The organism is Streptomyces tritici, from assembly GCF_048500665.1.
Lineage (GTDB): Bacteria > Actinomycetota > Actinomycetes > Streptomycetales > Streptomycetaceae > Streptomyces > Streptomyces tritici.
On sequence record NZ_CP183183.1, the window covers coordinates 165763 to 189388 of the forward strand.

The window sequence follows — 23626 nt, forward strand, 5'->3', positions numbered from 1 at the left end:
CTCGCCGAACCCCGGGGGTGGCCTGATCGCCGAACCCCGCCCGCGTGCCCGCCGACCCCGCGCCCGGCCCAAGCCGTGCTGCGCAAGGGCGGGGAAGGGGCGCAGCATGGAGTTAGCACACGCGTCGGCGGGCGGAGGGAGTCACGGTGACGGCCGAGTCCTTCCGGGCGCCGGAGGAGGGGAGGCCGGGCGTGCCGTCGGCACCGGCACCGAAGGGACTGCTGGACGTCCTCGGCGTCGCGGCCGTGGTGCTGGACGTGCAGGGGCGGATCGTGTTCTGGAGCCCGCAGGCGGAGACGCTGTTCGGGTACGGCGCCGCCGAGGCCCTCGGCCAGTACGGCGCCCGGCTGCTGGTGGGGCCCGAACACCTCGACGAGGTGGTCGACCTGTTCACCCGCGTGCTCGCCGGGGGCGAGAGCTGGGCGGGGGCCTTCCCGATACGGCACAAGAACGGCGAGGAGCGGCTGGTCGAGTTCCGCAACATGCGGCTCCAGGACGACCTCGGGGACTTCTACGCGCTCGGCATGGCCGTCGACCACTCCACCGTCACGCGGGTCGAGACGGATCTGGCGCTCTCCCAGCAGCTGGTCGCCCAGTCCCCCACGGGTCTGGCGATGCTGGACGCCGACCTGCGGTACGCGCTGGTCAATCCGGCGCTGGCGCGGATGAACGGGGTCCCGGCCGAGGCGCACATCGGCCGCCGCATCGGCGAGGTCCTGCCGGACCTGGACACCGCGCTGCTGGAGGGCCTGGCGCAGGACGTCCTGACGACCGGGGTGCCGACCGTGGAGCGGTACATCGCCGGCCGGACGCCCGCGAACCCCGACGAGGACCGCACGTGGTCCGTGTCGTTCTACCGGCTCGAGGGCGGCCAGGGGCAGGTCCTCGGCGTGGCGGGTTCGGTCGTGGACGTGACGGAACGCCACCGGGCGTCCCTGGAGGCGGAGCGGAGCCGCCGCCGGCTGGCGCTGATCGCGGACGCGTCCGTGCGGGTGGGCACGACGCTGGAGGTGGAGCGCACGGCGCGGGAGCTGGTGGACGTGACCGTGCCCGAGCTGGCCGACGTGGCGGCGGTGGACATCCTGGACCATGTGCTGTCCCGCCGCCGCACGGGCGCCTCGGACGGCGGCCCGCAGCTGTTCCGGGCGCTGGCGGTGAAGGGCGACGGGCGGCGGGAGGCGCTGGCGGCGGCGGACCCGGTCGGCAGCCCCGCCATGTACGGGGCCGACCGCCTGGTCACCCAGTGCGCGCGCACCGGCCGGCCGGTGCTGGTGGCGCGGGTGGAGCCCGCCGACCTGGGGCGGATCGCGCGCAGCCCGGAGGCCGCCGAGCTGCTGCGGCGCGCGGGGGTGCACTCGTACCTGGCGGTGCCGCTGATCGCCCGGGGCGAGGTGCTGGGGGCTCTCGATCTCAAGCGGACCGACAATCCGCTGCCGTTCGACGAGGACGACGTGCTGCTCGCCGGGGAACTGGCCGCGCGGGCGGCGGTGAGCATCGACAACGCCCGCTGGTACCAGAGCGTGCGCAACTCCGCGGTGACGCTGCAGCGCAGTCTGCTGCCCGGCCGCCCGCCGGACGCTGCCGGTCTGGAGGTGGCCGCCCGCTACGTGCCGGCGCACGCGTCCAGCGAGGTCGGCGGCGACTGGTACGACGTGATCCGGCTGTCCGGCGACAAGACGGCGCTCGTGGTGGGCGACGTCATGGGCAGCGGCATCGACGCGGCCGCGACGATGGGCCGGCTGCGGACCGCGACCTGCGCGTTCGCGGACCTGGACCTGGATCCGGCGGACGTGCTGCTGCATCTGGACCGGATCACGCAGGAGCTGGAGCACTACATCGCGACCTGCCTGTACGCGGTCTACGACCCCCGGCTCGGCGAGCTGCTGATGGCCAACGCCGGTCATCTCCCGCCGGTGCTGGTGCCGGCGACGGGCGGCCCGGCCGCCCTGGTGGACCTGCCGACGGGCGCGCCGCTGGGCGTGGGCGGGGTGGAGTTCGAGACCACCCGCGTGCCGTTCGCCCCGGGCGACGAACTGGTGCTGTACACGGACGGACTGGTGGAGACCCGCGACGATCCGCTCGACGAGCGCATGGCCGCCCTGGTGGCGCTGCTCGACGACGGCCACCGCCCGCTGGAGGCCACCTGCGACCGGCTCATCGAGGCGATGCGCCGCCCGGACGACCCGGACGACGTGGCGCTGCTGGTGGCCCGGACCCGGCCGCCGGGAGGTGGGGCCGGATGATCATGCGCAGTGAGCGCGCGAAGGGACCCGGCCTGCTGGGCAGCGTCGCCGGCCAGGTCTTCGTGCTGACCGCGGTGATCGTGGTGCTGCTGAGCACGGCGGCGGTGGCGGCGCTGGTCCTCCAGGCGCGGTACGACAGTGAGCGCGACGCCCGCAACCGGTGCCTGGCGGCGGCTGAGGCCCTGGCGCACTCCCCCGGCCTGGAGGCGGCTCTGAAGTCGCCGGATCCGACGGCGGTGCTGCAGCCGCGGGCCGAGGCGGCGCGCCTGGCGTCGGGCCTGGACTACATCACGGTGATGACGCCGGACGGGCTGCGCTACACCGACGCCCGCCCGGAGCTGATCGGCCGGCGCGCCGCCGGCGACATCCATCGCGCGGCGGGCGGCGAGTCGTTCACGGAGCTGTACACGGGCGCGCCGGCGGACGGCGTGCGGGCGCTCGTGCCGGTGCGCGACACCCATGGCGTGGTGATCGGCCTGGTCGGGACGGGGATCGAGCTGGAGAACATCTCGGACGTGGTGGAGGGTCAGCTGCCGCTGATCGTCAGCGCCGGGGTGGTGACGCTGCTGCTCGCCATCGGCGGCGCGTTCCTGGTGAGCCGAAGGCTCCGGCGGCAGACCCGCGGCCTGGGGCCGGACGAGCTGTCGCGGATCAACGAGCACCACGAGGCGGTGCTGCACGCGGTCCGCGAGGGCGTTCTGATCATCGGCCCGGACCGTCGGCTGATGCTCGCCAACGACGAGGCGCGCCGGCTGCTCGGCCTGACGCCCGAGGCGGAGGGCCGGCACGTCACGGAGCTGGGCCTGGAGCCGCGTACGGCGGCGCTGCTGGCGTCGGGGCGCGAGGCGACGGACGAGGTGCACCTGTCGGGCGACCGGCTGCTGGCGGTGAACGTCCGTCCGACGCACGGCCTGGGCGGCCGGCACACCGGCACGGTGATGACGCTGCGGGACTCCACGGAGCTGGCGGCGGTGTCCGGGCGGGCGGAGGTCACCGGCCGGCGGCTGCACATGCTGTACGACGCGGGGGTGCGGATCGGCACCACGCTGGACGTGGCGCGGACCGCCGAGGAGTTGGCGGAGGTGGCGGTGCCGCGGTTCGCGGACTTCGTCACGGTGGAGCTCCTGGAGCCGGTGCTGCGCGGCGAGGAGCCGTCGGGCGCGTACACGGAGATGCGGCGGGCGGCGCTGTCCGGGGTGCGGGAGGAGACCCCGCTGCAGCCGGTCGGGGACGTCATCCGGTTCGTGGTGCCGACGACGCCGATGGCGGTGGCGCTGGACAGTCTGCGGGCGGTGCTGGTCGCGGATCTGACGACGGCGGAGGGCTGGCGGATGCAGGACCCGGAGGGCGCCGCGCAGGCGCTGGCGTACGGGCTGCACTCGCTGATCACCACCCCGCTGCAGGCCCGCGGGGTGGTCCTGGGCATGGCCAACTTCTGGCGGGCGGACACCCAGGAGCCGTTCGGCGAGGAGGACCTGTCGTTCGCGGAGGAGCTGACGGCGCGGGCGGCGGTGTCGATCGACAACGCCCGCCGGTACACCCGGGAGCACTCCATGGCGGTGGCGCTGCAGCGCAGTCTGCTGCCGCGGGCGCTGCCGGAGCAGAACGCGGTCGTGGTCGCCTCGCGGTACCTGCCGGCGGAGGCGGGCGTGGGCGGCGACTGGTTCGACGTGATCCCGCTGCCCGGGGCGCGGGTGGCGCTGGTGGTGGGCGACGTGGTGGGGCACGGGGTGCACGCGGCGGCGACGATGGGGCGGTTGCGGACGGCGGTGGTGAACTTCTCGACCCTGGACCTGGCGCCGGACGAGCTGCTGGGGCATCTGGACGAGCTGATCGACCGGATCGACCACATCGACCACTCGTCCCCCGCGGCGGACGAGGAGTGGGGGGCGGACAAGGCCATGATCCGCGGCCGGATCACCGGCGCGACCTGCCTGTACGCGGTGTACGACCCGACGGACGGGCGCTGTGTCATGGCCAGTGCGGGCCATCCCGGGCCGGCGCTGGTCCGCCCGGACGGGCGGGTGGAGTTCCCGGACCTGCCGGCGGGGCTGCCGCTGGGCCTGGGCGTGGGCGGGGTGCCGTACGAGTCGGTGGAGCTGACGCTGCCGGAGGCGAGCCGGCTGGTGCTGTTCACCGACGGGCTGCTCGAGGACCGGGGCCGGGACTTCGACCAGGGGCTGCGGCTGCTGCGGGAGGCGCTGGCCCGGCCGGGCCGTACGCCGGAGGAGACCTGCGTGGACGTGCTGGCGAACCTGCTGCTGCCGGCGCCGAGCGACGACATCGCCCTGCTGGTCGCGGAGACGCGGCTGATGGAGCCCGACCGGATCGCGCACTGGGACGTGCCGGCGGATCCGGCGGCGGTGGCCCGGATCCGTCAGGAGGCGTCGGCGCAGTTGGCCGCCTGGGGTCTTGACGAGGTAGTGTTCACCGCGGAGCTGATCCTGAGCGAGCTGGTCACGAACGCGATCCGGTACGGCGGCGAGCCGATCCGGGTGCGGCTGCTGAACGACCGCGGTCTGATCTGCGAGGTCTCGGACAGCTCCAGCACCTCCCCGCACCTGCGGTACGCGGCGACGACGGACGAGGGCGGACGCGGGCTCTTCCTGGTGGCGCAGCTCGCGGAGCGCTGGGGCACGCGGTACACGGAGCGGGGCAAGGTGATCTGGGCCGAGATGGAGACCGGTGACGGGGGCGGCGGCGCGGAGGGGCCGGTACCGGATCTGGACGCCTTCGAGAACCTGGCCTGGTGACCGGCCCTGCGCGCCGGGGGCGTGGGGACCGGCGACACGGATCCGGCCCATTACCCGGTACGCCCGCATGACGACAGCCGGAATCCCGCCATAAGTTACCGGTCGGTTTGTCGTGACTTCGCATGCTCACAGAAGTAGAACGGGCTCCCATTCCGTCGCACGTGAGGAAGGTCACATGAGTGACTCCACCTTGCACGACGAGCGCCCGACGGGCGTCTCACGGCGAAGACTCATCACAGGAACAGGTTCTCTTCTCGGTGCCGCGGCGCTGACCGGCCCTCTCCTTCCGACCGGCGCCCAGGCCGCCCCCGCGCAGGCCCCGGCGCTCGCCTCGGGCGACCGGGTCCCGGTGCTGGTGATCGGCACCGGGTACGGCGGTTCCGTCGCCGCGCTGCGCCTCGCGCGGGCGGGCGTCCCGGTGCACATGGCCGAGATGGGCATGGCCTGGGACACCCCGGGCGCCGACGGCAAGATCTTCGCCAACACCACCCGCCCCGACCACCGGTCCTTCTGGCTGCGCACCCGCACCCGGCAGCCCCTCAGCCAGTTCCTCGGCTATCCGCTCGACAAGGACATCCCCTGCTACACCGGCATCCTCGACGCCGAGGAGTTCGCCGGCATCACCGTCTACCAGGGCCGCGGCGTCGGCGGCGGCTCGCTCGTCAACGGCGGCATGGCGGTCACGCCCCGGCGGGAGAACTTCCCGGCGATCCTGCCGTCGGTGGACCCCGCCGAGATGTACGCGGTGTACTACCCGCGCGCCAACGCCGGCCTGGGCGTCACCCCGGTCGACCCGGCCTGGTGGGAGGGCGCGGCCTGCTACCAGTACGCGCGGGTGGGCCGCAAGCACGCCCAGCGCTCCGGCTTCCCCTTCGTCTTCGTGCCCAACGTGTACGACTGGGAGTACATGAAGCAGGAGGCGGCCGGGGCCGTACCGCGCTCGGCGCTCGACGGCGAGGTGCTGTACGGCAACAACCACGGCAAGAAGACCCTGCAGAAGACCTACCTGGCACAGGCCCGCGCCACCGGCCGGGTCACGGTCTCACCCCTGCACAAGGTCACCACGGTCACCCCGGCGGCCGGCGGCGGCTACACCGTCCTGATCGACCAGCTCGACACCGCCGGGGCCGTCACCGCCACCAAGACGGTGACCGCGGACCGGGTCTTCTTCGCGGCGGGCAGCGTCGGCACGAGCAAGCTCCTGACCCGGCTGAAGGCCACCGGCGCGCTGCCGGGTCTCAACGACGAGATCGGCCAGGGTTGGGGCGACAACGGCAACGTGATGTGCGGCCGCGCCAACCACATGTGGGACCCGACCGGCAAACTCCAGGCGTCCATGCCCACCGCGGGCATCGACAACTGGGCCGCGGGCGGGGCGTTCGCCGAGGTCGCGCCGCTGCCGACGGGCATCGAGACCTACGCCTCGTTCTACCTGTCGATCACCCGCAACCCGCACCGCGCCCGGTTCTCCTGGAACGCGGCGGCGAACCGGGTGGAGCTGGACTGGCAGACCGCGTGGAAGCAGCCGTCCATCGACGCGGCGAAGACCATCTTCGACCCGATCAACGCGAAGGAGGGCACGATCTACCGCACCGACCTGTTCGGCGCGTACAAGATCTGGGGCGACCACCTCACCTACCACCCGCTCGGCGGCGCGGTGCTGAACCGGGCCACCGACAACTACGGCCGCCTGCACGGCCATCCGGGCCTCTACGTGATCGACGGGGCGCTGATCCCCGGCAACACCAGCGTGAACCCGTTCGTGACCATCACCGCCCTCGCGGAACGCAACATCGAGCACATCATCGCCGCCGACCTCTGAGCGGCCGTCAATGCCCGGGCAGTACACACACGGTGTCGAGGCCGAGGACGCGGTTGAGCCGGCCGAACGCCAGCCAGGAACCGATGCTCATGGTGAGCTCCACGATCTCGGTCTGGCTGTACTGCCCGGACATCCGGGACCAGAACTCCTCGTCCAGGCCGTGGTGGTCGAGCGCGTACCGCTCGGCGTACTCGGCGGCCAGCCGGGTCCGTTCGTCGAAGGCGCCCGTCGTGCGCCAGGCGCTCACCGCGTCCGCGAACTCCTCCTCGACCTTCTCCCCGTCCCGCTCGGTGCGCCAGTCCAGGCAGAAGGCGCAGCCGTTGAGCTGGGCGACCCGCAGCCGGGCGGCCTCGAACTCGCGCAGCCCCAGGGTGGTGTGCTCGTAGACGGCGAGCGAGAAGGCGGAGGCGGCCGGGCCGATGCCGGGCACCATCTCGCCCCACACGTACAGGATCGGGTCCTTGCCCTCGGGAATGTCGATGATCATGACTGCGGCTTCCTTCCGAGTCGGCCGACGGCGGGGCGGAGCGGGACGTCCAGGGCGTCGTAGAGCCCGGGCGGAGCGGCGGCGAGCCAGTCGATCGCGCCGACGAGGCGGCCGGCGGCGGTGGCGTTGCCGCCGGCGGAACGGTTCGCGTCCTCGTCGACGGCCTCGACGGTCACCTCGATGCGCGGACGACCCTCGACGATCACCCGGTGCGCCCCGGCGCCGTTCGGGGGCGCGGGCCAGTCGGGGGCGCAGGACGGGTGGATGCGGGTGACGTGCTCGATGACGAGGCGCGACTCTCCGGCGACGATCCCCTGGACCTCGAAGCGGACCGCGCCCTGGGTGCCGGCCTCGAAGACGCCCATGGTGCGGGTGGTGACCGTGGTGTCGAGCGGGCGGCGCAGCAGGGTCTCGCGGATCTCGTCCAGCTCGACGCCGAGCGCGCGGGCCATCAGGCGCAGCTGCCCGCCCCACACCATGGTCGGCACGCCGGGCAGCAGCATCGGCGGTTCGTACGCCAGGGGGTGGCCCATGCCGATGAGGTCGCGGACGGACTGCTCCTGCTCGTACGTGGAGTAGTCGAAGATCTCCTGGCAGCGGACCGCGTCGACGGTCGTGCCCAGTCCGCTGACGAGCAGCGGCAGCACGTCGTTGCCCCATCCGGGGTCGACGCCCGAGACGAAGAGGGAGCCGCCGCCCTCCGCGACGGCCGCCTCGACCGGCCCGCGCCACTCGGGCGGTGCGCTCCGGGGGTCGTACAGCGGGTACAGCGCGGGCGTGACGACCACCGCGCCGGCCCGGACCGCGCGGACGACGTCGGCCAGGGCCTCGTCGGGCCGCAGGTCGCCGGAGGCCGCGTAGACGACTGCGCGCGGCTTCGAGGCCAGCGTCGCGGTCACGTCGTCGGTGGCCCCGACGCCCAGTTTCCCGTCGAGACCGGCGAGTTCGGCCGCGTCCCGGCCGACCTTGGCGCGGCTGTGCACCAGGACGGCGTCCAGCCGGAGCGCCGGATGAGCGGCGACGGCGCGGATCGCCGCGCGGCCGACGTTGCCCGTGCCCCACACCACCGTGGAAATCATGCGCGGAAGATAGCCGCGGGGGGCCGAGGTTCCCAGAGCCGTGCACGGGGATTCCGGACGGCTCGGCTCGGCCGGGGACGCGCACGGGGGATTCGGATCTATCGTCGCATTGGGTGCGTATAGGGTGTCGGGGCAGATTCGTTTCCCCGAGCCTTCTGGAGAGTCATCGGTGAGTGTCGCAGTCGACCCGTCCGAGTCCGCCGCGGTGCCGTCGGAGTCCGCCTCGGTCCCGGCCCAGGCCGACGAGTGGGTGGAGCCGGAGGCCCGTCCCGTGCCCGAGGTCATCGTGCGCGACGCCCGCGAGTTCGGCGCGTACGCGCGGACCGGCGGCTGGACCTTCGCGCTGAAGGTGGCGCGCAGCGTCCGGCCCGGCGGGCAGTCCGCGGCGGACTCCCCCAAGGTCTCGGCGAAGGCGTTCGGGGAGCTGGCGGGCTGCTCGGCGGAGCGGGTGCTGCGCTACTACAAGGCGTGGGACCTGGCCGCGGACGACGGCCTCGTCCCGCAGTTCGAGGCGCTGGTGCCGGGCGAGGAGGTCGAGCTCCCGGACGCGGACGTGTGGCTGTCGTACTACTCCTCCCGCTCCAGCGCCGGCACGGTCCGCGGCCACGCGATCACGGCGGCGGCCGAGGCGGAGGGGATCCGGCCGACGAAGGCACTGGAGGTGGCGGAGAACCCGACCGCGCTGCGGGCGGCCATCCTCGCCGACCCGGGCACGGCGGAGGCCGCCCGAACGGCCCTGCTCGACCGGATGAAGGAGGACCCGGCGCTGCAGACGGAGATGGCCCGCGCCCTCGCCCGCGCCGACGGCCTGAAGAAGGCGGTGGCGCAGGAGAGCAAGGCGGCGGACCGCATCGGGTACGTGCGCCAGATCGCCGAGCAGGGCCAGATCCGCACCCCGGCCGGCCAGACGGTGGCCGCTCCGGCCGAGCTGCGCGCGGAGGCCGAGCGGCACCTGTCGCTGATCGACGAGCTCGACGACTCGGAGGAGGCCGGCGAGTGGGCCGGCGAGGCGTACGAGACGATGAAGGGCCTGGTGGCGAAGGCGGTCGACGAGGACCCCGAACTCCGCGTCCAGGAGCGCCGGACGAAGTTCTACAGCAGTCTCCAGAAGGCCACGAAGGTCTTCGAGGAGCTGACCCTCGACGACGCCATGGACTTCGACGCCATCTACGAGGACGACATGGTCGAGCGCCTGGAGGCGCTGCAGCAGGCCATCGCGAGCTGCATCAGCGCGCTGCGGAAGGCCTCCTCCGAGGCGCCCTGAGCGTGTGAGGCGGCGTTCGTGGGCTCATCCCCGTTGCGCCGCCTCGCGTGCGATCCGCTCCAGGGTGGTGCGCATGCCCGCCCGGTTCACGGCGACGCGGCGCTCGGGGTTCGTCCCCGCGAAGACCGCCCCGAGCGTGTCGCCGAGCCTGCCGGTCCGCAGGTCCTGCCAGAACTCGGTGACGCGGGTGCCGGCGCCCTCGGGTTCGAAGCGGTAGCCCCAGCGGGCCAGCGGCAGGCCGAAGGCGCTGACCTCGAAGGTGAATTCGCGGTCCTCGCGGGCCTGCGTGACCCGTCCGGTGGTGAACCAGACGAAGGGCCCGCGCCGGTTGAGCCCGACGAAGCGCGTGCCGCGGCGCGCGGGCGGCGACGACACGAGGACCTTGCGGCACTCCGGGCTCCAGCGGCCCATGTTCCGCAGGTCCGACACCAGCCGGTAGACGGCCTCCGGCGACGCGTCGACGACCGCGCTCTCCTCCAGGCTCCGCAACCGCTCCATGCCCCTGCTCCCCTTCCGCCGCCCCGGCTTACTCGCGGGTAGGTTATCGGCCGGAGGCCCGGTCCGGGGAGGTCCGGTGCGGCACGGGATCGTGCGGGCCCCGGCGCCGGACGACCGCCGGCCGGCAGCGCAGCAGACGGCCGAGCACCAGCCGGGCGCCCCGCAGGGCACCGTGCCGGTGCAGCGCCCGGACGGCGTAGGTGGAGCAGGTGGGGGTGTAGGGGCAGCGGGCGGGCCGTGCGGGGCTCACCTCGGTGCGGTAGTACCGCAGGGCGTCGTACATCCGCCCGGCCACCCGGCCCTGGGGCCGCGGCGCGACCGGGTCGTGCTGCGTCCCGCGGGCCGTGCGCCCGGGGCGGACCAGCGCCATCAGCAGGGCGGTGGACGCCCAGCCCGCGCAGCAGGGGTGCGTGCAGGTGTCCAACGCGCCGGCGCAGCAGCCCTCTTCGTCGTCCCCGCGTTCCTTCCGGCGCGCGGCGCGCGGCCGGCGCTCGTCCTTCGACACGTCCGATCCTCCCGTTCGTCCGGATCTTAACGACGGCCGGGAGAAGGGGCGGGGCCGGGGGTCGGCCGTGGGGCAGGGCCGCGCTCGCTCGTGCGCGGCCCTGCCGGTTCGGCGGTGTGCCGGGTCAGTTCACGTTGACGGCCTTCCAGGCCGCCGCGACCGCGGTGTGCTGGGCGCTGCCCGCGCCGTACAGGTCGGCCGCCGCCTGGAGGGTCGCCGTGCGGGCGCCCGCGTAGTCGGTGGACGAGGTCATGTACGTGGACAGGGCCTTGTACCAGATCTTGTACGCGGCGACCCGGCCGATGCCCGTGACGGTGGAGCCGTCGTAGGTCGGGGAGGCGTAGCTCACGCCGTTGACCGTCTTGGCGCCGCTTCCCTCGGAGAGCAGGTAGAAGAAGTGGTTCGCGGGGCCGGAGGAGTAGTGGACGTCGAGGCGGCCGAGGTTGCGGTCCCAGTAGTCCTTGGAGTTGCCGTCGCGGCTGGGCTTGTCCATGTACCGCAGCGGCGTGCCGTTGCCCCGGATGTCGATCTTCTCGCCGATGAGGTAGTCGCCGGCGTCGGAGGCGTTGTTCGCGAAGAACTCGACCGAGGTGCCGAGGATGTCGGAGGTGGCCTCGTTGAGGCCGCCCGACTCGCGGCTGTAGCGCAGACCGGCGGTGGCCGAGGTCAGGCCGTGGGTCATCTCGTGGCCGGCCACGTCGATCGAGGTGAGCGGCTTGGCGTTGCCCGCGCCGTCGCCGTACGTCATGCAGAAGCACTGGTCGGACCAGAAGGCGTTGACGTACGCGTTGCCGTAGTGGACGCGGGAGTAGGCGGCGACGCCGTCCCCGCGGATGCCGTTGCGGCCCAGCTCGTTCTTGTAGAAGTCCCAGGTCAGGGCCGCGCCGTAGTGGGCGTCGACGGCGGCGGTCTGACGGTTCGTCGGCGAGCCGTCGCCCCAGGTGTCGTCGGCGTCGGTGAACAGCGTGCCGGTGCCGCTGGTGCCGCCGCCCAGGTCGTACGTCTTGTGGCCGCCGCGCAGGGCGTCGGTCAGGCTGTACGAGGGGGAGGTGCCGAGGGTGACGGTGCCGGCGTACTGGCTGTGGCCGGTGCCGGTCTCGATGGCCTCGTACGCGTACAGCTCCTTGCCGGTGGCGGCGTCGGTGACGACGTGGCGCTCGCTCGGCGTGCCGTCGGCCTGGACGCCGGTGACGACGGTCTCCCAGGCGAGGACGGGCTTGCCGGAGGCGGCCCAGATCACCTTGCGGGCGGAGGTCGCGGCGGCGTTCTCCGCCTCGGCGGAGGCGACGGCGGACTTCTTCGCCGCGGCGGCCGGAACGGCGGCCTCCGTGCCGGCGACGGCTATCCGGGCGGAGGTCGCCTTGGTGGTGGAGCGGGCGCCGTTCTTCTTCTGGTGCACGACGAGGTCGCCGCCGAGGACGGGCAGGCCCTGGTAGGTGCGCTCGTAGCGGGTGTGCACGGTGCCGTCGGCGTCCTTGACGACGTCGCGCGCGACGAGGCCCTCGTGCGCGGACAGGCCGATCGCGCGGGCGGTCGCGGCGGCGCCGGCCTGCGCGCCCTTGAGCGCGGCGGTGCGCTCGGAGGCGGTCAGGACGACGGGCGTGGCGGCGGCCTCGCGCGCCGAGACGGACTCTCCGGCGGTGCCGGCGGTGGCCGATCCGCTCTGGATGCCGACGACGACCATGGCGGCGGAGGCGAGCAGCGCGGCGGCACGCGCGGTTCGCGCGCGGTTCCGGGCGGGGGTGCGGGGCGAGGACTGCTGGCGGGTCACGCAGGCTCCTTCACTGGAGGTGTGGGGGTTGGCACAGCGGCAGCGAGCGTGCCAGCGTCGGCCCGCGATTGACAGGTCTGCAACAAGAATTTGACCATGACTTGTCCGTTGGGTGGCCAACTCGGTCCGATATACGTACGCTTCGGCCGACTCGCCCAGCGCGTCATCGCGCGGGGCGGGACCCGCTGCACCGGCCGAGGTTCCAGTCGGGCGGCAGATCCGCGTCGCAGACCGCGCAGACGAAGAAGCCCTCCCGCACGACGTTCCGCTCGCCGCAGGACGCGCAGCGCCGGAACACGATCGGCTGCGTGAACCCGTCGGGCCGGTCACGCCGTCCGAAACCGGCCCTGTCCAGGGCCTCTTCCACGGCCGGCCAGCAGTCGGGGTCGGGGCAGTAGCCGGTGGAGAGGTTGCTCACCTCGGTCACCGTCCACCGGCCGTCGCCGGCCCGGCCGAAGCCGAGCTCCCCCGCCGCGAGCACGGCCGCGCCGCCCGCACAGTCCACGTGCTCGCTCCGGCGAGGGGCCAGGCGAAGGACACCGTCCGTTCCCACCACGTACGTGAAGGGCTCCTCCCACTCCCCCGCCGCCCGGCCGGCGGCCCACTGCGCGAAGGCGGCGGGCGAGGGCACCGCGCGGCCCCCGCCGCCCGGCCGGGCCGGGACGAGGTCCGGGGGTCCGAGGTAGGTGTACGTCCGGCGCGCTCCATCTGTGGTCACGGCGGGCAGTATGACCCCGGACGGCCCCTGTGGCGGAAACCAGTTCGGGGAGTGTCTGTGCGGGCCCGTAGACTCGCGGTCCTCCGGACCGGCCGGCAAGGGCCGGTCGCTCGCCCAGAAGGTACGGACATCATGAACACGCTCGAGTCCAGCGCCCCGATCTACTACCGCCTCGTCAAGGAGCGCGGTGACGTGCCCGCCGAGGTGCGGAGGGCCGCCGAACAGATCCAGGCGGACCTGGGGCGGGTCATGGTCCTGCCGCCGCTGGGCCGTTCCGTGGACGGGCAGCACCGCTGACCGGCCATTCGGACTGTTCGTCGGACTCCGGAGGAGCACCCATGACCGGCCCCGCCCACCCGTCGTACCCGATCCGCACGGAGCGGCTCACGCTGCGGCCGGTGCGCGTCGAGGACCTCGACGCGATCCACGCGCACCGCTCGCTGCCCGAGGTCGCGCTGTACCTGCCGCACGAGCCGCACACCCGCGAGATGACGGCGGACACCCTGCGCCGCGTGATCGCCGGTGAGGCGCTGGCCGAGCCCGGGGACTGGCTCGACCTGGCCGTGGAGGACCCGTCCGGGCGGGTCGTCGGCGAGGTGCTGCTCAAGCGGGACGCGGCGCCGCTCACCGGGGAGGTCGGCTACGCCTTCCACCCGGACGTGCACGGCACCGGCATCGCCACCGAGGCCGTCACGGCCGCCCTGGACCTCGCCTTCGACGGCTTCGGCTGGCACCGGGTCATCGGGATCTGCGATGTGCTCAACACCCCTTCCGCCGACCTGATGCGACGCGTCGGGATGCGGCTCGAAGGGGTGTGGCGCAAGGACGGCTTCGACAAGGAGCGCTGGCACGACTCCCTCCAGTTCGCCGTGCTCGCGGCCGAATGGCGCCGCACCCCGCCGCCCTCACCGGCCGAGAGGGCCGTCGACGCGGCCGCCCGCGCCTTCTTCGCCTCCTTCACCCGCCGCCCCGGCGAGCCGGTCGACCTGGCGGCGGCGCGGCGCGTCCTCGCGCCGGACGCGGTGATCGAGCGGGTCGCCGCGGACGGGACGGTGGACCGCGGCGACGTGGACGCCTTCCTCGCCCCCCGTCTCGCCCTGCTCAACGGCCCCTCGCTGACGGAGTTCCGCGAGGTGGAGGCCGCGGCGACGACCCTCGTGGCCGGTCCGCGCGCGGTGCGCACCTCGCAGTACGTCACGTACGGCGTCCGGGACGGCGAGCCGTTCTCCGCCTGGGGCCGCAAGGTGCTGCAGTTCCGGGCGTCGGCGGACGGCGCCTGGCTCATCGAGTCGCTGCTGTGGACCGACGAGCCCGAACGCGCGCCGGTCGCCGCCGTCTGAAGCCCCGCACGGGGCCGCCGGTTTGGGATTGTCGGACGATCATCAATACGATCCGCCGGTGATCACGAAACGACGATGGGCGGCCAGGGTCTGCATCCTGCTCGCCGTCCTGGGCGCCGGGCCGGTCCCGGTGAGCGCCGCCGCCGACGAGCCGGCCGCGAAGGAAGCCCCCAAAGTGGAGTTGGTGCTCGACGTCAGCGGGTCCATGCGGGCCCGCGACATCGACGGGCAGACGCGGATGGCCGCCGCGAAGCAGGCCTTCAACGAGGTCCTGGACGCGGTGCCCGCGGAGGTGCGGCTCGGCATCCGCACCCTCGGCGCGGACTACCCCGGCGACGACCGCAAGCGCGGCTGCAAGGACACCCGGCAGCTGTACCCGGTCGGCCCGCTGGACCGGACCGAGGCGAAGACCGCGGTGGCCACGCTCGCGCCCACCGGCTGGACGCCGATCGGCCCCGCGCTCCTCGGCGCCGCCGAGGACCTCAAGGGCGGTGCGGCGACCAAGCGGATCGTGCTGATCACCGACGGCGAGGACACCTGCGCCCCGCTCGACCCGTGCCAGGTCGCCCGGGACATCGCCGCGCAGGGCATCCACCTCGTCATCGACACCCTCGGCCTCGTGCCCGACGCGAAGACCCGGCAGCAGCTGACCTGCATCGCCGAGGCGACCGGCGGCACGTACACGACCGTGCAGCACACCGACGAACTGTCCGGCCGCGTCCGGCAGTTGGTGAAGCGGGCGGCCGACCCGGTCGTCACCCCGGTGGCCACCCGGGGCGCGGAGCGGTGCACCGACGCGCCCCAGCTGCAGCCGGGCCTGTACACCGACCGCGCCTCCTTCGGCCAGCACCGCTGGTACCGGGTCGACGTGCTGCCCGGCCAGGAGCTGCGCGCCTCGGTGACCGTCTCCGCCGACCGGGCCGTCAACAACGACTACGGCGTGATGCTGCGCGCCGTGACCGTCCGCGGCCGGGAGATCGTCCGCGGCTCCGAGTCCGGTCACGGCCGCACCGACGCGATCTCGACGGGCCTGCGCTACCCCAAGGCTCCGCGTGACGGCATCGACTTCGACCCGGACGAGGACGACGACGCCGAGGTCAAGCCGGCCGCCGAGACGGTGTGCCTGGAGGTCTCGAACGCCTTCGCCGCCCCGCCGTCCGTGAAGACCACCCCCGGTATGCCGGTCGAGCTGACCGTCGACCTGGTCGACGCGCCGGACGCGGCCTCCGACGTGGCCTCGTTCGGCCTCGGCCGCGGCTGGTGGCTGCTCGGCGTGCTGGTGCTCGCCGGACTCCTCGCCGGCCTGGTCTGGGGCTGGCTGTCCCGCTGGCGGATCGCCGTCTGGAGGACGAACTGATGCGCACCGCACGTCTGGTGACCGCCGCGCTCCTCGCGGGCGCGGCCCTGCTCGCCCCGGCCGCCCCGGCGGCCCTCGCGGACACCCCGGCCCCGTCGCCGGACCCGAGCGCCGACGGCGCGACGGCCGGCCCCACGGAGGCCGGCACCACCTTCCGTACCGCCGCCGCGTTCACGCAGGGGCAGCGGGCCACCGCCGACGCCTCGGCGGGCGACTACCTGTACTGGGTGTTCCCGGCCGACGCGGGACAGCGGACCACGGTCCGCGCGACCGTGAAGCTGCCCGAGTCCGCCGCCCGGCACGGCGCGTCGACCTGGCAGGTCGACGTGTACGACGGGCTGCGCCGCCGCCAGCCCTGCATGTACGGCATGCAGACCCGCACGGCCGCCGCGGACGCCGCCACGGTGCAGCTTTCCTGCACCCTGCGGCCGGTCCGCGCCTGGGCCGACACCTGGTCGAACGAGCCGCTGCCCGGCAGCTACTACATCCGGCTGACCGTCACCCGGCTCCCCGAGCAGGACCACGGCCTGCCGATCTCGGCGCAGGTCGAGGCGGACGCGGCCGACGCGGGCGGTGCGTACGCGGTGGACGGCGCGCTGGCCGCCCCGCTGGGCCCTGCCGGGTCGGCGGCCCGCGCCGAGGAACGGGCGCTGGCGAAGGGCTGGTCGGCCGGCTGGTGGTCCGACCGCTGGCTGTGGACCGCCGCGGGCGGCGTGCTGGGCGCGCTCGCCGGCGTCGCGGGCTACGCGCTCACGCGTGGCCGCGGCCGGCCGGCGCACGTGCCGCCGACGGCCTGACGGTACGACAACGCGCGCTGGAGGGCGGCGCGTCCGGTGATACGTCCGGATGCGCCGCCCTCGGGCGTTCTGCGCCGCGCGGGGCGCGGCGACGTATGCGAGAACGTCACAGAAAAAACTCCTGCGCGTCACACAGGCGGCCCTTTCCGCGTGCCACCCTGCCTGGCGGTACATGTCAACACGCGTAGATCGCGGCGCGCCGAGCCGAGCGCCGGGGTCCGCGCACCCCCCGCCCCCGAGAGAGGGACCCCCCATGTTCGCTGCGCGCATACGCAGTTGGAAGGCGACGGCGGCCGCCGTCTCCGCCGTGCTGGTCGGCCTCACCCTGCCGGCCGTCACCGCGACCCCGGCCGCCGCGACGACCACCCCGTACGACGACACCTACTACGCGGGCGCGATGGGCAAGACGGGCACCGCCCTCAAGTCCTCGCTGCACGGAATCATCCGCAACCAGTCGAAGATCTCGTACGACGCGGTGTGGAACGCGCTGAAGGTCACCGACCAGGACCCGAACAACACCGCCAACGTCCTCCTCATGTACAGCGGCGTCTCCCGCAGCAAGTCCCTGAGCGGCGGGGACCTCGGCGACTGGAACCGCGAGCACGTGTGGGCGCAGTCCCACGGCAGCTTCGGCACCTCTGCCGGCCCCGGCACGGACCTGCACCACCTGCGCGCGTGCGACGTGCAGGTCAACAGCATCCGCGGCAACAAGGACTGGGACTTCGGCGGCAGCCCGGTCAGCGGCGCCTCCGGCAGCTACACGGACTCCAACTCGTTCGAGCCGCGCAACGCCGACAAGGGCGACGTGGCCCGCATGATCCTGTACATGGCCGTCCGCTACGAGGGCGACGACGCCTGGGCCGACCTGGAGCCCAACGAGTCGACCACCAACGGCAGCGTGCCGTTCCACGGCCGTCTCGCGGTCCTGAAGCAGTGGAACGAGCTGGACCCGCCGAGCACCTTCGAGAAGCGCCGCAACGACGTCATCCACAACTCGTACCAGGGCAACCGGAACCCGTTCATCGACCACCCGGAGTGGGTCGAGGCGATCTGGTAGACCCGGACGCCGGGTGCGCCGGGCTCCCCAGGGGCCCGGCGCAGCCCTGTCACTCCCCCGCCAGGGCGGCGCGGCGGATCGTGGCGTCGACGAGGGACAGGGCGTCGGCGGCCGTACGGCCCGGGGCGCGGTTCCAGGGGCCGATGAGGTCCGTCCAGCCCTGCGCGCGGAGTTCGGTGACGATCCAGGCGGCGGCGCGGTTCATGGTGTCGGCGCTGCCGTAGCCGAGGCGGTGCGCGGTGAGGAGCGCACCGCAGACGCAGCGGGCGCCGCGGACGTCGCGCAGCTTGTACGGGCGGTTCTGCCAGCCCCACTCGACGAGGACGCGGCGGGCGTGGCCGAGGTGGACGGACGGCCGCACGTCCGGCTGGCCGATGCGGCGCCAGGCATGGAGGCGGTCGGGCAGGATCGCCCCGAGCCGGCCGGGGAGCGGCCGTTCGGCGGGCGGGGCGGGCGGCAGCGCGTCGAGCGCGGAGGCCACGAGCCGCTCGACGGGGACGGACAGCAGGGCCCGCCAGTCGTCGCCGGGGGCCGGCTGGGGCTCCGGCGCGCGGGGGGCCGGTTCGGGAGCCGTCAGCTCCCAGTGGGCGACGAGCTCCCGCCAGGCCGCGGTGTCGTAGAGCGCGGCCGCTTCGCGGTCGAGGGCGTCGGTCGGGCACAGAGTGCCGGTGGGACTCAGGGCGTCAGTGGGACTCAGGGTGTCGGTCAGGATCTGGATGTCGGTCGGCACGCGTACTCCTCCAGGGTCGTCCCTTATGAGGAGAATGTCGGTTATCTCCCGCCCTGGCTTGAGCACGCTGCCCGCACCGTCCGCCCGCCCCGGCCACGCTTCGGCGAACGCCGAACGGTCGTGGGCCTACCGTCGACGGCATGAACGACACACACGCCACCGACCGCTTCGCGGAGTTCCGCGCCCTGCACCGGCCCGGCGCGCCGCTCGTCCTGCCGAACGCGTGGGACCACGCCTCGGCCGCCGCGCTCGTCGCGGCCGGGTTCCGGGCCGTCGGCACGACGAGTCTGGGCGTGGCCGCCGCGGCCGGGAAACCGGACGCCACGGGCGACACCCGCGCGGAGACGCTCGCCCTGGCCCGGGGCCTGAGCCGGCTGGACGCGCTCGTCAGCGTCGACATCGAGGGCGGGTTCGGCGGCGGTCCGGACGAGGTGGGCGCGCTGGCCGCCGAACTGGCCGCCCTCGGCGTGGTCGGCGTGAACCTGGAGGACGGCCGGCCGGACGGCTCCCTCGCCCGCCCGGAGGAGCAGTGCGCGCTGATCCGGGCGGTGAAGGCGGCGGCCCCCGCGCTGTTCCTGAACGCCCGCACCGACACGTACTGGCTCCCCGGCCACGCCGCCGAGACCGAGGCCCGCGCGCTCGCGTACCAGGAGGCGGGCGCGGACGGCCTGTTCGTCCCCGGTCTCCAGGACCGGCCGGCGCTCGCCGGGCTCGTCTCGGTGCTGCGCGTCCCGCTGAACGTGCTGTACTCCCCCGGCGGCGCCTCCGTGCCGGAGCTGGCCGGTCTCGGCGTGGGCCGGGTCAGCACGGGCTCACTGCTGTTCCGCACGGCCCTGCACGGAGCCGTGGCCGCCGCGCGGGCGGTCGCCGAGGGGACGCCGCTCGCGGTGGACGGGGTCCCCGGCTACGCCGAGGCCGACCGCCTCGCCGAGGCGTTCGCCCCGGGACCGGAGGTCTGACTCAGCGGGGGCCGCCGCTTTCCGGGACGTCGAGCAGGAGGCGCGGCAGCAGGCCCGGGTCGGTGGCGGCGTGGGCGTCGCTGACCTGTCCGTCGCCCACCTCCACCACGCGCCACACCCCGTCGGTGCGGCGCGCCAGATCGGTGGTGACGAACCGGCAGCCGAGCCGGGCCACGGCGTCGGCGTACCGGTCGAGTGCGGCGGCGGGGACCGGATCATGCGCGGCGGGGCCGTCCGGGTGCGGGGTGACCAGCCGGGGCGCGCCGTCCAGCCACCAGACCCGCAGTTCGGTCGCCACGGAGGCGGGCCGCTCGTACGGCTCGAAGACCCGCAGGACCACGCCGCCGGCCAGCCACTCGCCCTGCAGTTCCGCGAACCGCCCCACGACGCGGGCGAGTCCGGCGGGCTCGTGGAGGTCGGGGACGTAACAGGCCTCGTCCCACTCGTGCTTGCGGGACTTCACGTAGTCCTTGACGATCCCGGGACCGGGCGGCAGCCGCCGCGCCAGCGCGCCGACGTCCGCGAGGGAGACCCCCTCGGTCCAGACGCTGGGCGGCGTCAGTTCCGCGAACTCCTCGTACCAGCCGGGCAGTTCGTGAGCCGCCCGGTACCGCTCGGGTGTCACGAGCAGCGAGGCGCCTCGCCCCTCCAGGGCGCGGGCGAGATCCCGGTAGCGGTCCGCGGGGATCATCCAGCCGCGGTACCAGCAGGGCCCGAGGCCCCGGGGCACGCGGGCCACGGCCCGCTCCGGCTCGCCGGCCAGCAGGGCGTCGTGGTCGACGAGGGCGACCGTGCCGCCGCCCGCCCGCGCCGCGCCCGCCTCGGCCGCGAAATGGGCGTCGGCGCGGCGGGGGTCGAGCGGGTCGGCGCAGTAGAGGAGCGACGGCGGCATGCCGGAGACTCTACGGTCTCCGACAGGCGCGCCGTACGGCAAGGTCAGCCCCGGTTCGCGCGGACGACGACGGTGCCGCAGATCTTGTCGGCGAAGGTCTGCTTCTTCTCGTCCCAGAGCGGCCACAGCCAGCCGAGGTAGCACGCGAGGGAGTCGACGATGTGGGCGATCTTGCGCACGAACGCCATGCCGAAGCCGAGCGGGCTTCCGTCCCGCTCACGGAGCAGGCTGATGCCCATGACCTTCTTGCCGGTGGACTGGCCGGTCCTGCCCTCCCGGTACAGCTGGAAGAAGGCCATGCAGAGGGCGTACACGACGCCGACGGCGAAGATGGGGCCGGGCTCGTCGCTCCCGTTGAGGGCCAGCTCCGTGAAGCCGAGGGCGTACATCGGCCCCGCGATGATCAGGCCGTCGAGCATGTACGCGCCGACCCGCAGGCCCCAGTGGGCGAGCTCGGGGAAGCCGCCGATGACGGGCGGGTACGCCGCGCCGTACGGCTGGGCGGGCTGCTGCGGGTAGCCGTACTGCGGCGGGACGCCCTGCGGGGCCTGCTGGGGGTAGCCGTAGGGCGGCTGCCCCTGCGGCGGCTGCTGGTTGTAGGGATCGTTCGGGTCGCCAAAGCTCATGGCGCTGCCCCTCCATGGGTTCTCGGGTACGGGACGGCCGGTCATCGTTCCCGTACGGCCGCCTCCTTGTCCAATCGGCCGCGCGTTCAGGCGTCCAGCAGGAGTTCGTACGCCGTGCCGGGACGGCCGTCGAGGACGAGGTCGCCGGTCGGCACGAAGCCCGCGCGCGCCAGCACGGCGCGTGACGCGTGGTTGTCGAGGGTGGTCACGGCCGTGAGCCGGCGGAGCCCGTACGCGGTGCGGGCCAGCTCCACCATCCGGCGCACCGACGCCGTGGCGAGGCCGCGGCCGCTCGCCTTCTCGGCGATGCGGTAGCCGAGTTCGGCGGAGCCGTCCGCCACGTCGACGAGGTTCACCCGGCCGAGGATCTCTCCGTCCTCGGCGACGAGCACGTGGAAGTGGATGCCGCCGGCGTCCTGCTCGTCGAGCCGCTCCCGGTGCTGCTCCGCGAACTCGGCGAAGTACGCGTCGCCCCGGTCGGGTATGGAGCGGGCGAAGTAGGCGCGGTTCTCCCGCTCGAAGGCCAGCAGGGCGGGGGCGTGGTCGGCGCGCAGACGCTGGAGTTCGGGCATGGGGCGCAGGCTACGTCCTGGAGCGGGCTCCGGGCCAAGGAGATTCAGGGCGAGGGCAGCGCGACCGGCTCGTGGGGCGCGGCGGCGTGGTGGAGCCGGGCGACCGGGGCCAGTCCGTGGCGGACGAGGGACTCGGCGACGAGGGAGACGCCGCCGTCGAGGTCGTCACGGACGAGGACGTCCAGGGAGGTGTGGTCGCTGCCGCCGCCCGCGATCTCGGCCCTGCCGAGGCGCGCCTCCCTGAGCGCCTCGTCCAGCGTCTCGGCCAGGCCGACGACCGGCTCCGGGGTGGCGAGGCGCAGCACGAGGTCCCAGGAGCGGGCCCCGGTCAGCGGGCTTCGGCCGTACCAGCGGCCGGCGACGGTCCCGGTGGGAAGCCCCGCGAGGGTCGCCACGGCCCAGGCGGTCTCGGCGCGGCCGACGGGTTCGGTGAGGGCGCGGAGCAGCACGGGCTGCTCGTAGCCCGCCGTGCGCAGGGCGTCGGCGAGCGGTGCGGCCGCCTCGTGCCCGCCGGGTGCGGAGGCGCGGTCGAGCGCCTCGCGGACGGCGGGGTCGGCGAGCGCGGGCTGCCGGACGGCGGCGGCGACGGTCTCCTCGGCCTCGGCGAGCAGGGCACCCCACGCGGCGAAGGGGAAGTCGGAGTCGGCGGTGCGCAGGGTGTCCAGCGAGGACTCGCCCTCGGCGAGGGCGGCCGGCACGCCGCCGGGGCCGGCCGTCCACCGCACCGGCTCGTCGCGCAGGTCGCGGGCCTCGAACCAGTCCCGGGTGTCGGCGCGCACGCCGCACTCCCCGCCCGGGCGGACCGCGCCGAAGGCGGCGTCGACGTACGGGACGACGCCGTCGGGGTCGTCGCCCTCGGTGAGGAAGGCGAACCGGGCGAGCAGGGCCAGCACGGGGCCGGGGTGCCGGAGTTCCGGGTCGTGCAGGGCGACGGCGCGGGCCAACAGGTCGAGTTCGGCCCAGCTCATGACGTGGGGATGACAGTGGGCCCGGTCGTCCCAGCCGAGCTCGGCGGCCTCCTCGCGGCCGGGGACCGCGAGCCCCAGCTCCACGGACTCCGCACCCAGGTCGACGTCCAGCACGAGCGCGTGCCCGCCCCCGGCGCCGAACGCGGCCGACACGGCCTCGACGCCGTCGCCGTCGCCGTCCTCGTCGTCGTCCTCGAACGGACCGGCGTCCTCGCCCTCGAAGAGGTACACCCCCCAGAAGTCGGGGTGTGCGGTCAGCTCGGCGAAGTCTTCGGGGAGAGGCATGGCCACACCCTAACCACGCCCCCGCGCGCCCTTCGGCCGCAGGTCGGACGAGCCGGTCTAGGGTGACCGGATGAGACGACACATACCCTTCGCGCGGCTGCACAACTTTCGTGACCTGGGCGGCTATCGGACCGGCGACGGCCGCAGTGTCCGGTGGGGGCGGCTGTACCGCGCCGACTCGCTCGGCAAGCTGCGCGGCGAGGACTGGGAACGGTTCCTGGAGCTGGGCGTGCGGACGGTGATCGATCTGCGGTACCCGTGGGAGATCGAGGCCAAGGGGCGGGTTCCGGAGGCCGAGGGGCTCGCGTACGCGAATCTCAGCATCGAGCACCGGCCCTACGACCAGGCGGAGATCGATCCGGCGCTCGACCCGTGGCGGTACCTCGCGGACCGGTACGCGGAGGTCGCCCTCGACGGGGCGGTGGAGCTGCGCCGGGCGCTGGAGCTCCTGGCGGACGGCGAGGGGCCGCAGGTGTTCCACTGCGCCTCCGGCAAGGACCGCACGGGTCTGCTGGCCGCGCTGGTCCTCACCCTCGTCGGGGTGGACGAGGACACCGTCGCGGCGGACTTCGCTCTCACCGAGCTGGCGACGGAGCGCCTCGTCGCCGACTGGCAGGCCGCGCACCCGGGCCGGAAGCTCCGCTGGCCGGGCTACGGGCGCGCCCCGGAGGACGTCATCCGGCTGTTCCTCGGCGATCTGCGGCGGACGTACGGCTCGGTGGAGGGATACGTACGGGACCACGTGGGCGCCGACGAGGAGACGGTCGACCGACTGCGCGCCCGCCTGCTGACCGACTGAGCACCGGGCCGGGGCTTCTTCGGCGGCGGCATGGGCGCGTGAGGGCCCCTCGACCGCGGGCGCCGGCCCGCTCGTGACGGGGGTCACGGGAGGGCCGGGGCCGG

22 protein-coding genes are annotated in these 23626 nt (G+C 74.2%); 11 read left to right on the forward strand and 11 right to left on the reverse strand.

Annotation, left to right across the window (positions count from 1 at the left end; genetic code table 11):
- The first annotated feature begins 146 nt into the window (after positions 1–146).
- The 3 genes from ACNJ93_RS00870 (at position 147) to ACNJ93_RS00880 (ending at position 6818) form a co-directional block, all read left to right on the forward strand.
- Positions 147–2243 (forward strand): SpoIIE family protein phosphatase, encoded by a 2097-nt coding sequence (locus ACNJ93_RS00870; protein WP_418955342.1) that lies wholly within the window; start codon positions 147–149, stop codon positions 2241–2243.
- Positions 2240–4996 carry a SpoIIE family protein phosphatase gene (locus ACNJ93_RS00875; RefSeq protein ID WP_418955343.1) on the forward strand — a complete coding sequence of 919 codons (2757 nt, stop codon included), beginning with the start codon at positions 2240–2242 and terminating at the stop codon, positions 4994–4996. The genes ACNJ93_RS00870 and ACNJ93_RS00875 overlap by 4 nt, the downstream gene beginning before the upstream one ends.
- 175 nt (positions 4997–5171) lie before the next feature.
- Positions 5172–6818: a GMC oxidoreductase gene (locus ACNJ93_RS00880; RefSeq protein ID WP_418955344.1), complete on the forward strand. Its 1647-nt coding sequence runs from the start codon at positions 5172–5174 to the stop codon at positions 6816–6818.
- Between the two features lie 7 nt (positions 6819–6825).
- Here ACNJ93_RS00880 and ACNJ93_RS00885 read toward each other — a convergent pair whose 3' ends face one another.
- Together ACNJ93_RS00885 and ACNJ93_RS00890 are read right to left on the reverse strand one after the other, a co-directional pair.
- A complete protein-coding gene (locus ACNJ93_RS00885; protein ID WP_418955345.1) occupies positions 6826–7305 on the reverse strand; it encodes a carboxymuconolactone decarboxylase family protein in 480 nt (159 codons plus the stop codon).
- The gene (locus tag ACNJ93_RS00890; protein WP_418955346.1) at positions 7302–8384 is read right to left on the reverse strand and encodes a dihydrodipicolinate reductase; all 1083 of its coding nucleotides are present in this window, start codon (positions 8382–8384) and stop codon (positions 7302–7304) included. The genes ACNJ93_RS00885 and ACNJ93_RS00890 overlap by 4 nt, the downstream gene beginning before the upstream one ends.
- A gap of 169 nt (positions 8385–8553) precedes the next feature.
- On the opposite strand from ACNJ93_RS00890, the gene ACNJ93_RS00895 reads away from it, so the two are divergent.
- A complete protein-coding gene (locus ACNJ93_RS00895) occupies positions 8554–9648 on the forward strand; it encodes a hypothetical protein (RefSeq protein ID WP_418955347.1) in 1095 nt (364 codons plus the stop codon).
- A 24-nt stretch (positions 9649–9672) separates the two neighbouring features.
- Here the strand turns inward: ACNJ93_RS00895 and ACNJ93_RS00900 are convergent, their stop codons facing one another.
- From ACNJ93_RS00900 to ACNJ93_RS00915, 4 genes are all read right to left on the reverse strand, one after another.
- Positions 9673–10146, reverse strand: a complete 474-nt coding sequence (locus ACNJ93_RS00900) for an SRPBCC family protein (protein WP_418955348.1) — start codon at positions 10144–10146, stop codon at positions 9673–9675.
- 43 nt (positions 10147–10189) lie between these two features.
- Positions 10190–10651: a membrane protein insertion efficiency factor YidD gene (yidD, locus tag ACNJ93_RS00905; protein WP_418955349.1), complete on the reverse strand. Its 462-nt coding sequence runs from the start codon at positions 10649–10651 to the stop codon at positions 10190–10192.
- 124 nt (positions 10652–10775) lie between these two features.
- The gene (locus tag ACNJ93_RS00910; RefSeq protein ID WP_418961275.1) at positions 10776–12335 is read right to left on the reverse strand and encodes a M4 family metallopeptidase; all 1560 of its coding nucleotides are present in this window, start codon (positions 12333–12335) and stop codon (positions 10776–10778) included.
- A 250-nt stretch (positions 12336–12585) separates the two neighbouring features.
- Positions 12586–13140 carry a hypothetical protein gene (locus ACNJ93_RS00915; protein WP_418955350.1) on the reverse strand — a complete coding sequence of 185 codons (555 nt, stop codon included), beginning with the start codon at positions 13138–13140 and terminating at the stop codon, positions 12586–12588.
- Between the two features lie 132 nt (positions 13141–13272).
- Here ACNJ93_RS00915 and ACNJ93_RS00920 point away from each other — a divergent pair, with 132 nt between their 5' ends.
- The 5 genes from ACNJ93_RS00920 (at position 13273) to ACNJ93_RS00940 (ending at position 17691) form a co-directional block, all read left to right on the forward strand.
- Positions 13273–13437 carry a hypothetical protein gene (locus tag ACNJ93_RS00920; protein ID WP_418955351.1) on the forward strand — a complete coding sequence of 55 codons (165 nt, stop codon included), beginning with the start codon at positions 13273–13275 and terminating at the stop codon, positions 13435–13437.
- 41 nt (positions 13438–13478) lie between these two features.
- Positions 13479–14480: a GNAT family N-acetyltransferase gene (locus tag ACNJ93_RS00925; protein ID WP_418955352.1), complete on the forward strand. Its 1002-nt coding sequence runs from the start codon at positions 13479–13481 to the stop codon at positions 14478–14480.
- 58 nt (positions 14481–14538) lie between these two features.
- Positions 14539–15837, forward strand: coding sequence for a VWA domain-containing protein (locus ACNJ93_RS00930; protein WP_418955353.1), 1299 nt, complete (start codon positions 14539–14541; stop codon positions 15835–15837).
- Complete coding sequence (locus ACNJ93_RS00935) at positions 15837–16634, forward strand: hypothetical protein (protein WP_418955354.1); 798 nt, start codon at positions 15837–15839, stop codon at positions 16632–16634. The genes ACNJ93_RS00930 and ACNJ93_RS00935 overlap by 1 nt, the downstream gene beginning before the upstream one ends.
- A gap of 253 nt (positions 16635–16887) precedes the next feature.
- Entirely contained in the window at positions 16888–17691 is an 804-nt protein-coding gene (locus tag ACNJ93_RS00940) for an endonuclease I family protein (protein ID WP_418955355.1), read from the forward strand.
- A 49-nt stretch (positions 17692–17740) separates the two neighbouring features.
- Here the strand turns inward: ACNJ93_RS00940 and ACNJ93_RS00945 are convergent, their stop codons facing one another.
- The gene (locus ACNJ93_RS00945) at positions 17741–18388 is read right to left on the reverse strand and encodes a DUF6197 family protein (RefSeq protein ID WP_418961276.1); all 648 of its coding nucleotides are present in this window, start codon (positions 18386–18388) and stop codon (positions 17741–17743) included.
- 173 nt (positions 18389–18561) lie between these two features.
- Here ACNJ93_RS00945 and ACNJ93_RS00950 point away from each other — a divergent pair, with 173 nt between their 5' ends.
- The gene (locus ACNJ93_RS00950; protein ID WP_418955356.1) at positions 18562–19380 is read left to right on the forward strand and encodes an isocitrate lyase/PEP mutase family protein; all 819 of its coding nucleotides are present in this window, start codon (positions 18562–18564) and stop codon (positions 19378–19380) included.
- A 1-nt stretch (position 19381) separates the two neighbouring features.
- Here ACNJ93_RS00950 and ACNJ93_RS00955 read toward each other — a convergent pair whose 3' ends face one another.
- The 4 genes from ACNJ93_RS00955 to ACNJ93_RS00970 form a co-directional block, all read right to left on the reverse strand.
- Positions 19382–20272, reverse strand: a complete 891-nt coding sequence (locus ACNJ93_RS00955) for an ATP-grasp domain-containing protein (RefSeq protein WP_418955357.1) — start codon at positions 20270–20272, stop codon at positions 19382–19384.
- A gap of 44 nt (positions 20273–20316) precedes the next feature.
- The gene (locus tag ACNJ93_RS00960) at positions 20317–20898 is read right to left on the reverse strand and encodes an RDD family protein (protein WP_418955358.1); all 582 of its coding nucleotides are present in this window, start codon (positions 20896–20898) and stop codon (positions 20317–20319) included.
- 86 nt (positions 20899–20984) lie between these two features.
- Positions 20985–21470, reverse strand: coding sequence for a GNAT family N-acetyltransferase (locus tag ACNJ93_RS00965; RefSeq protein WP_418955359.1), 486 nt, complete (start codon positions 21468–21470; stop codon positions 20985–20987).
- Between the two features lie 44 nt (positions 21471–21514).
- The gene (locus tag ACNJ93_RS00970) at positions 21515–22723 is read right to left on the reverse strand and encodes a hypothetical protein (RefSeq protein WP_418955360.1); all 1209 of its coding nucleotides are present in this window, start codon (positions 22721–22723) and stop codon (positions 21515–21517) included.
- A gap of 70 nt (positions 22724–22793) precedes the next feature.
- Here ACNJ93_RS00970 and ACNJ93_RS00975 point away from each other — a divergent pair, with 70 nt between their 5' ends.
- Positions 22794–23522, forward strand: coding sequence for a tyrosine-protein phosphatase (locus tag ACNJ93_RS00975; RefSeq protein ID WP_418955361.1), 729 nt, complete (start codon positions 22794–22796; stop codon positions 23520–23522).
- The last annotated feature ends 104 nt before the right edge of the window (positions 23523–23626 follow it).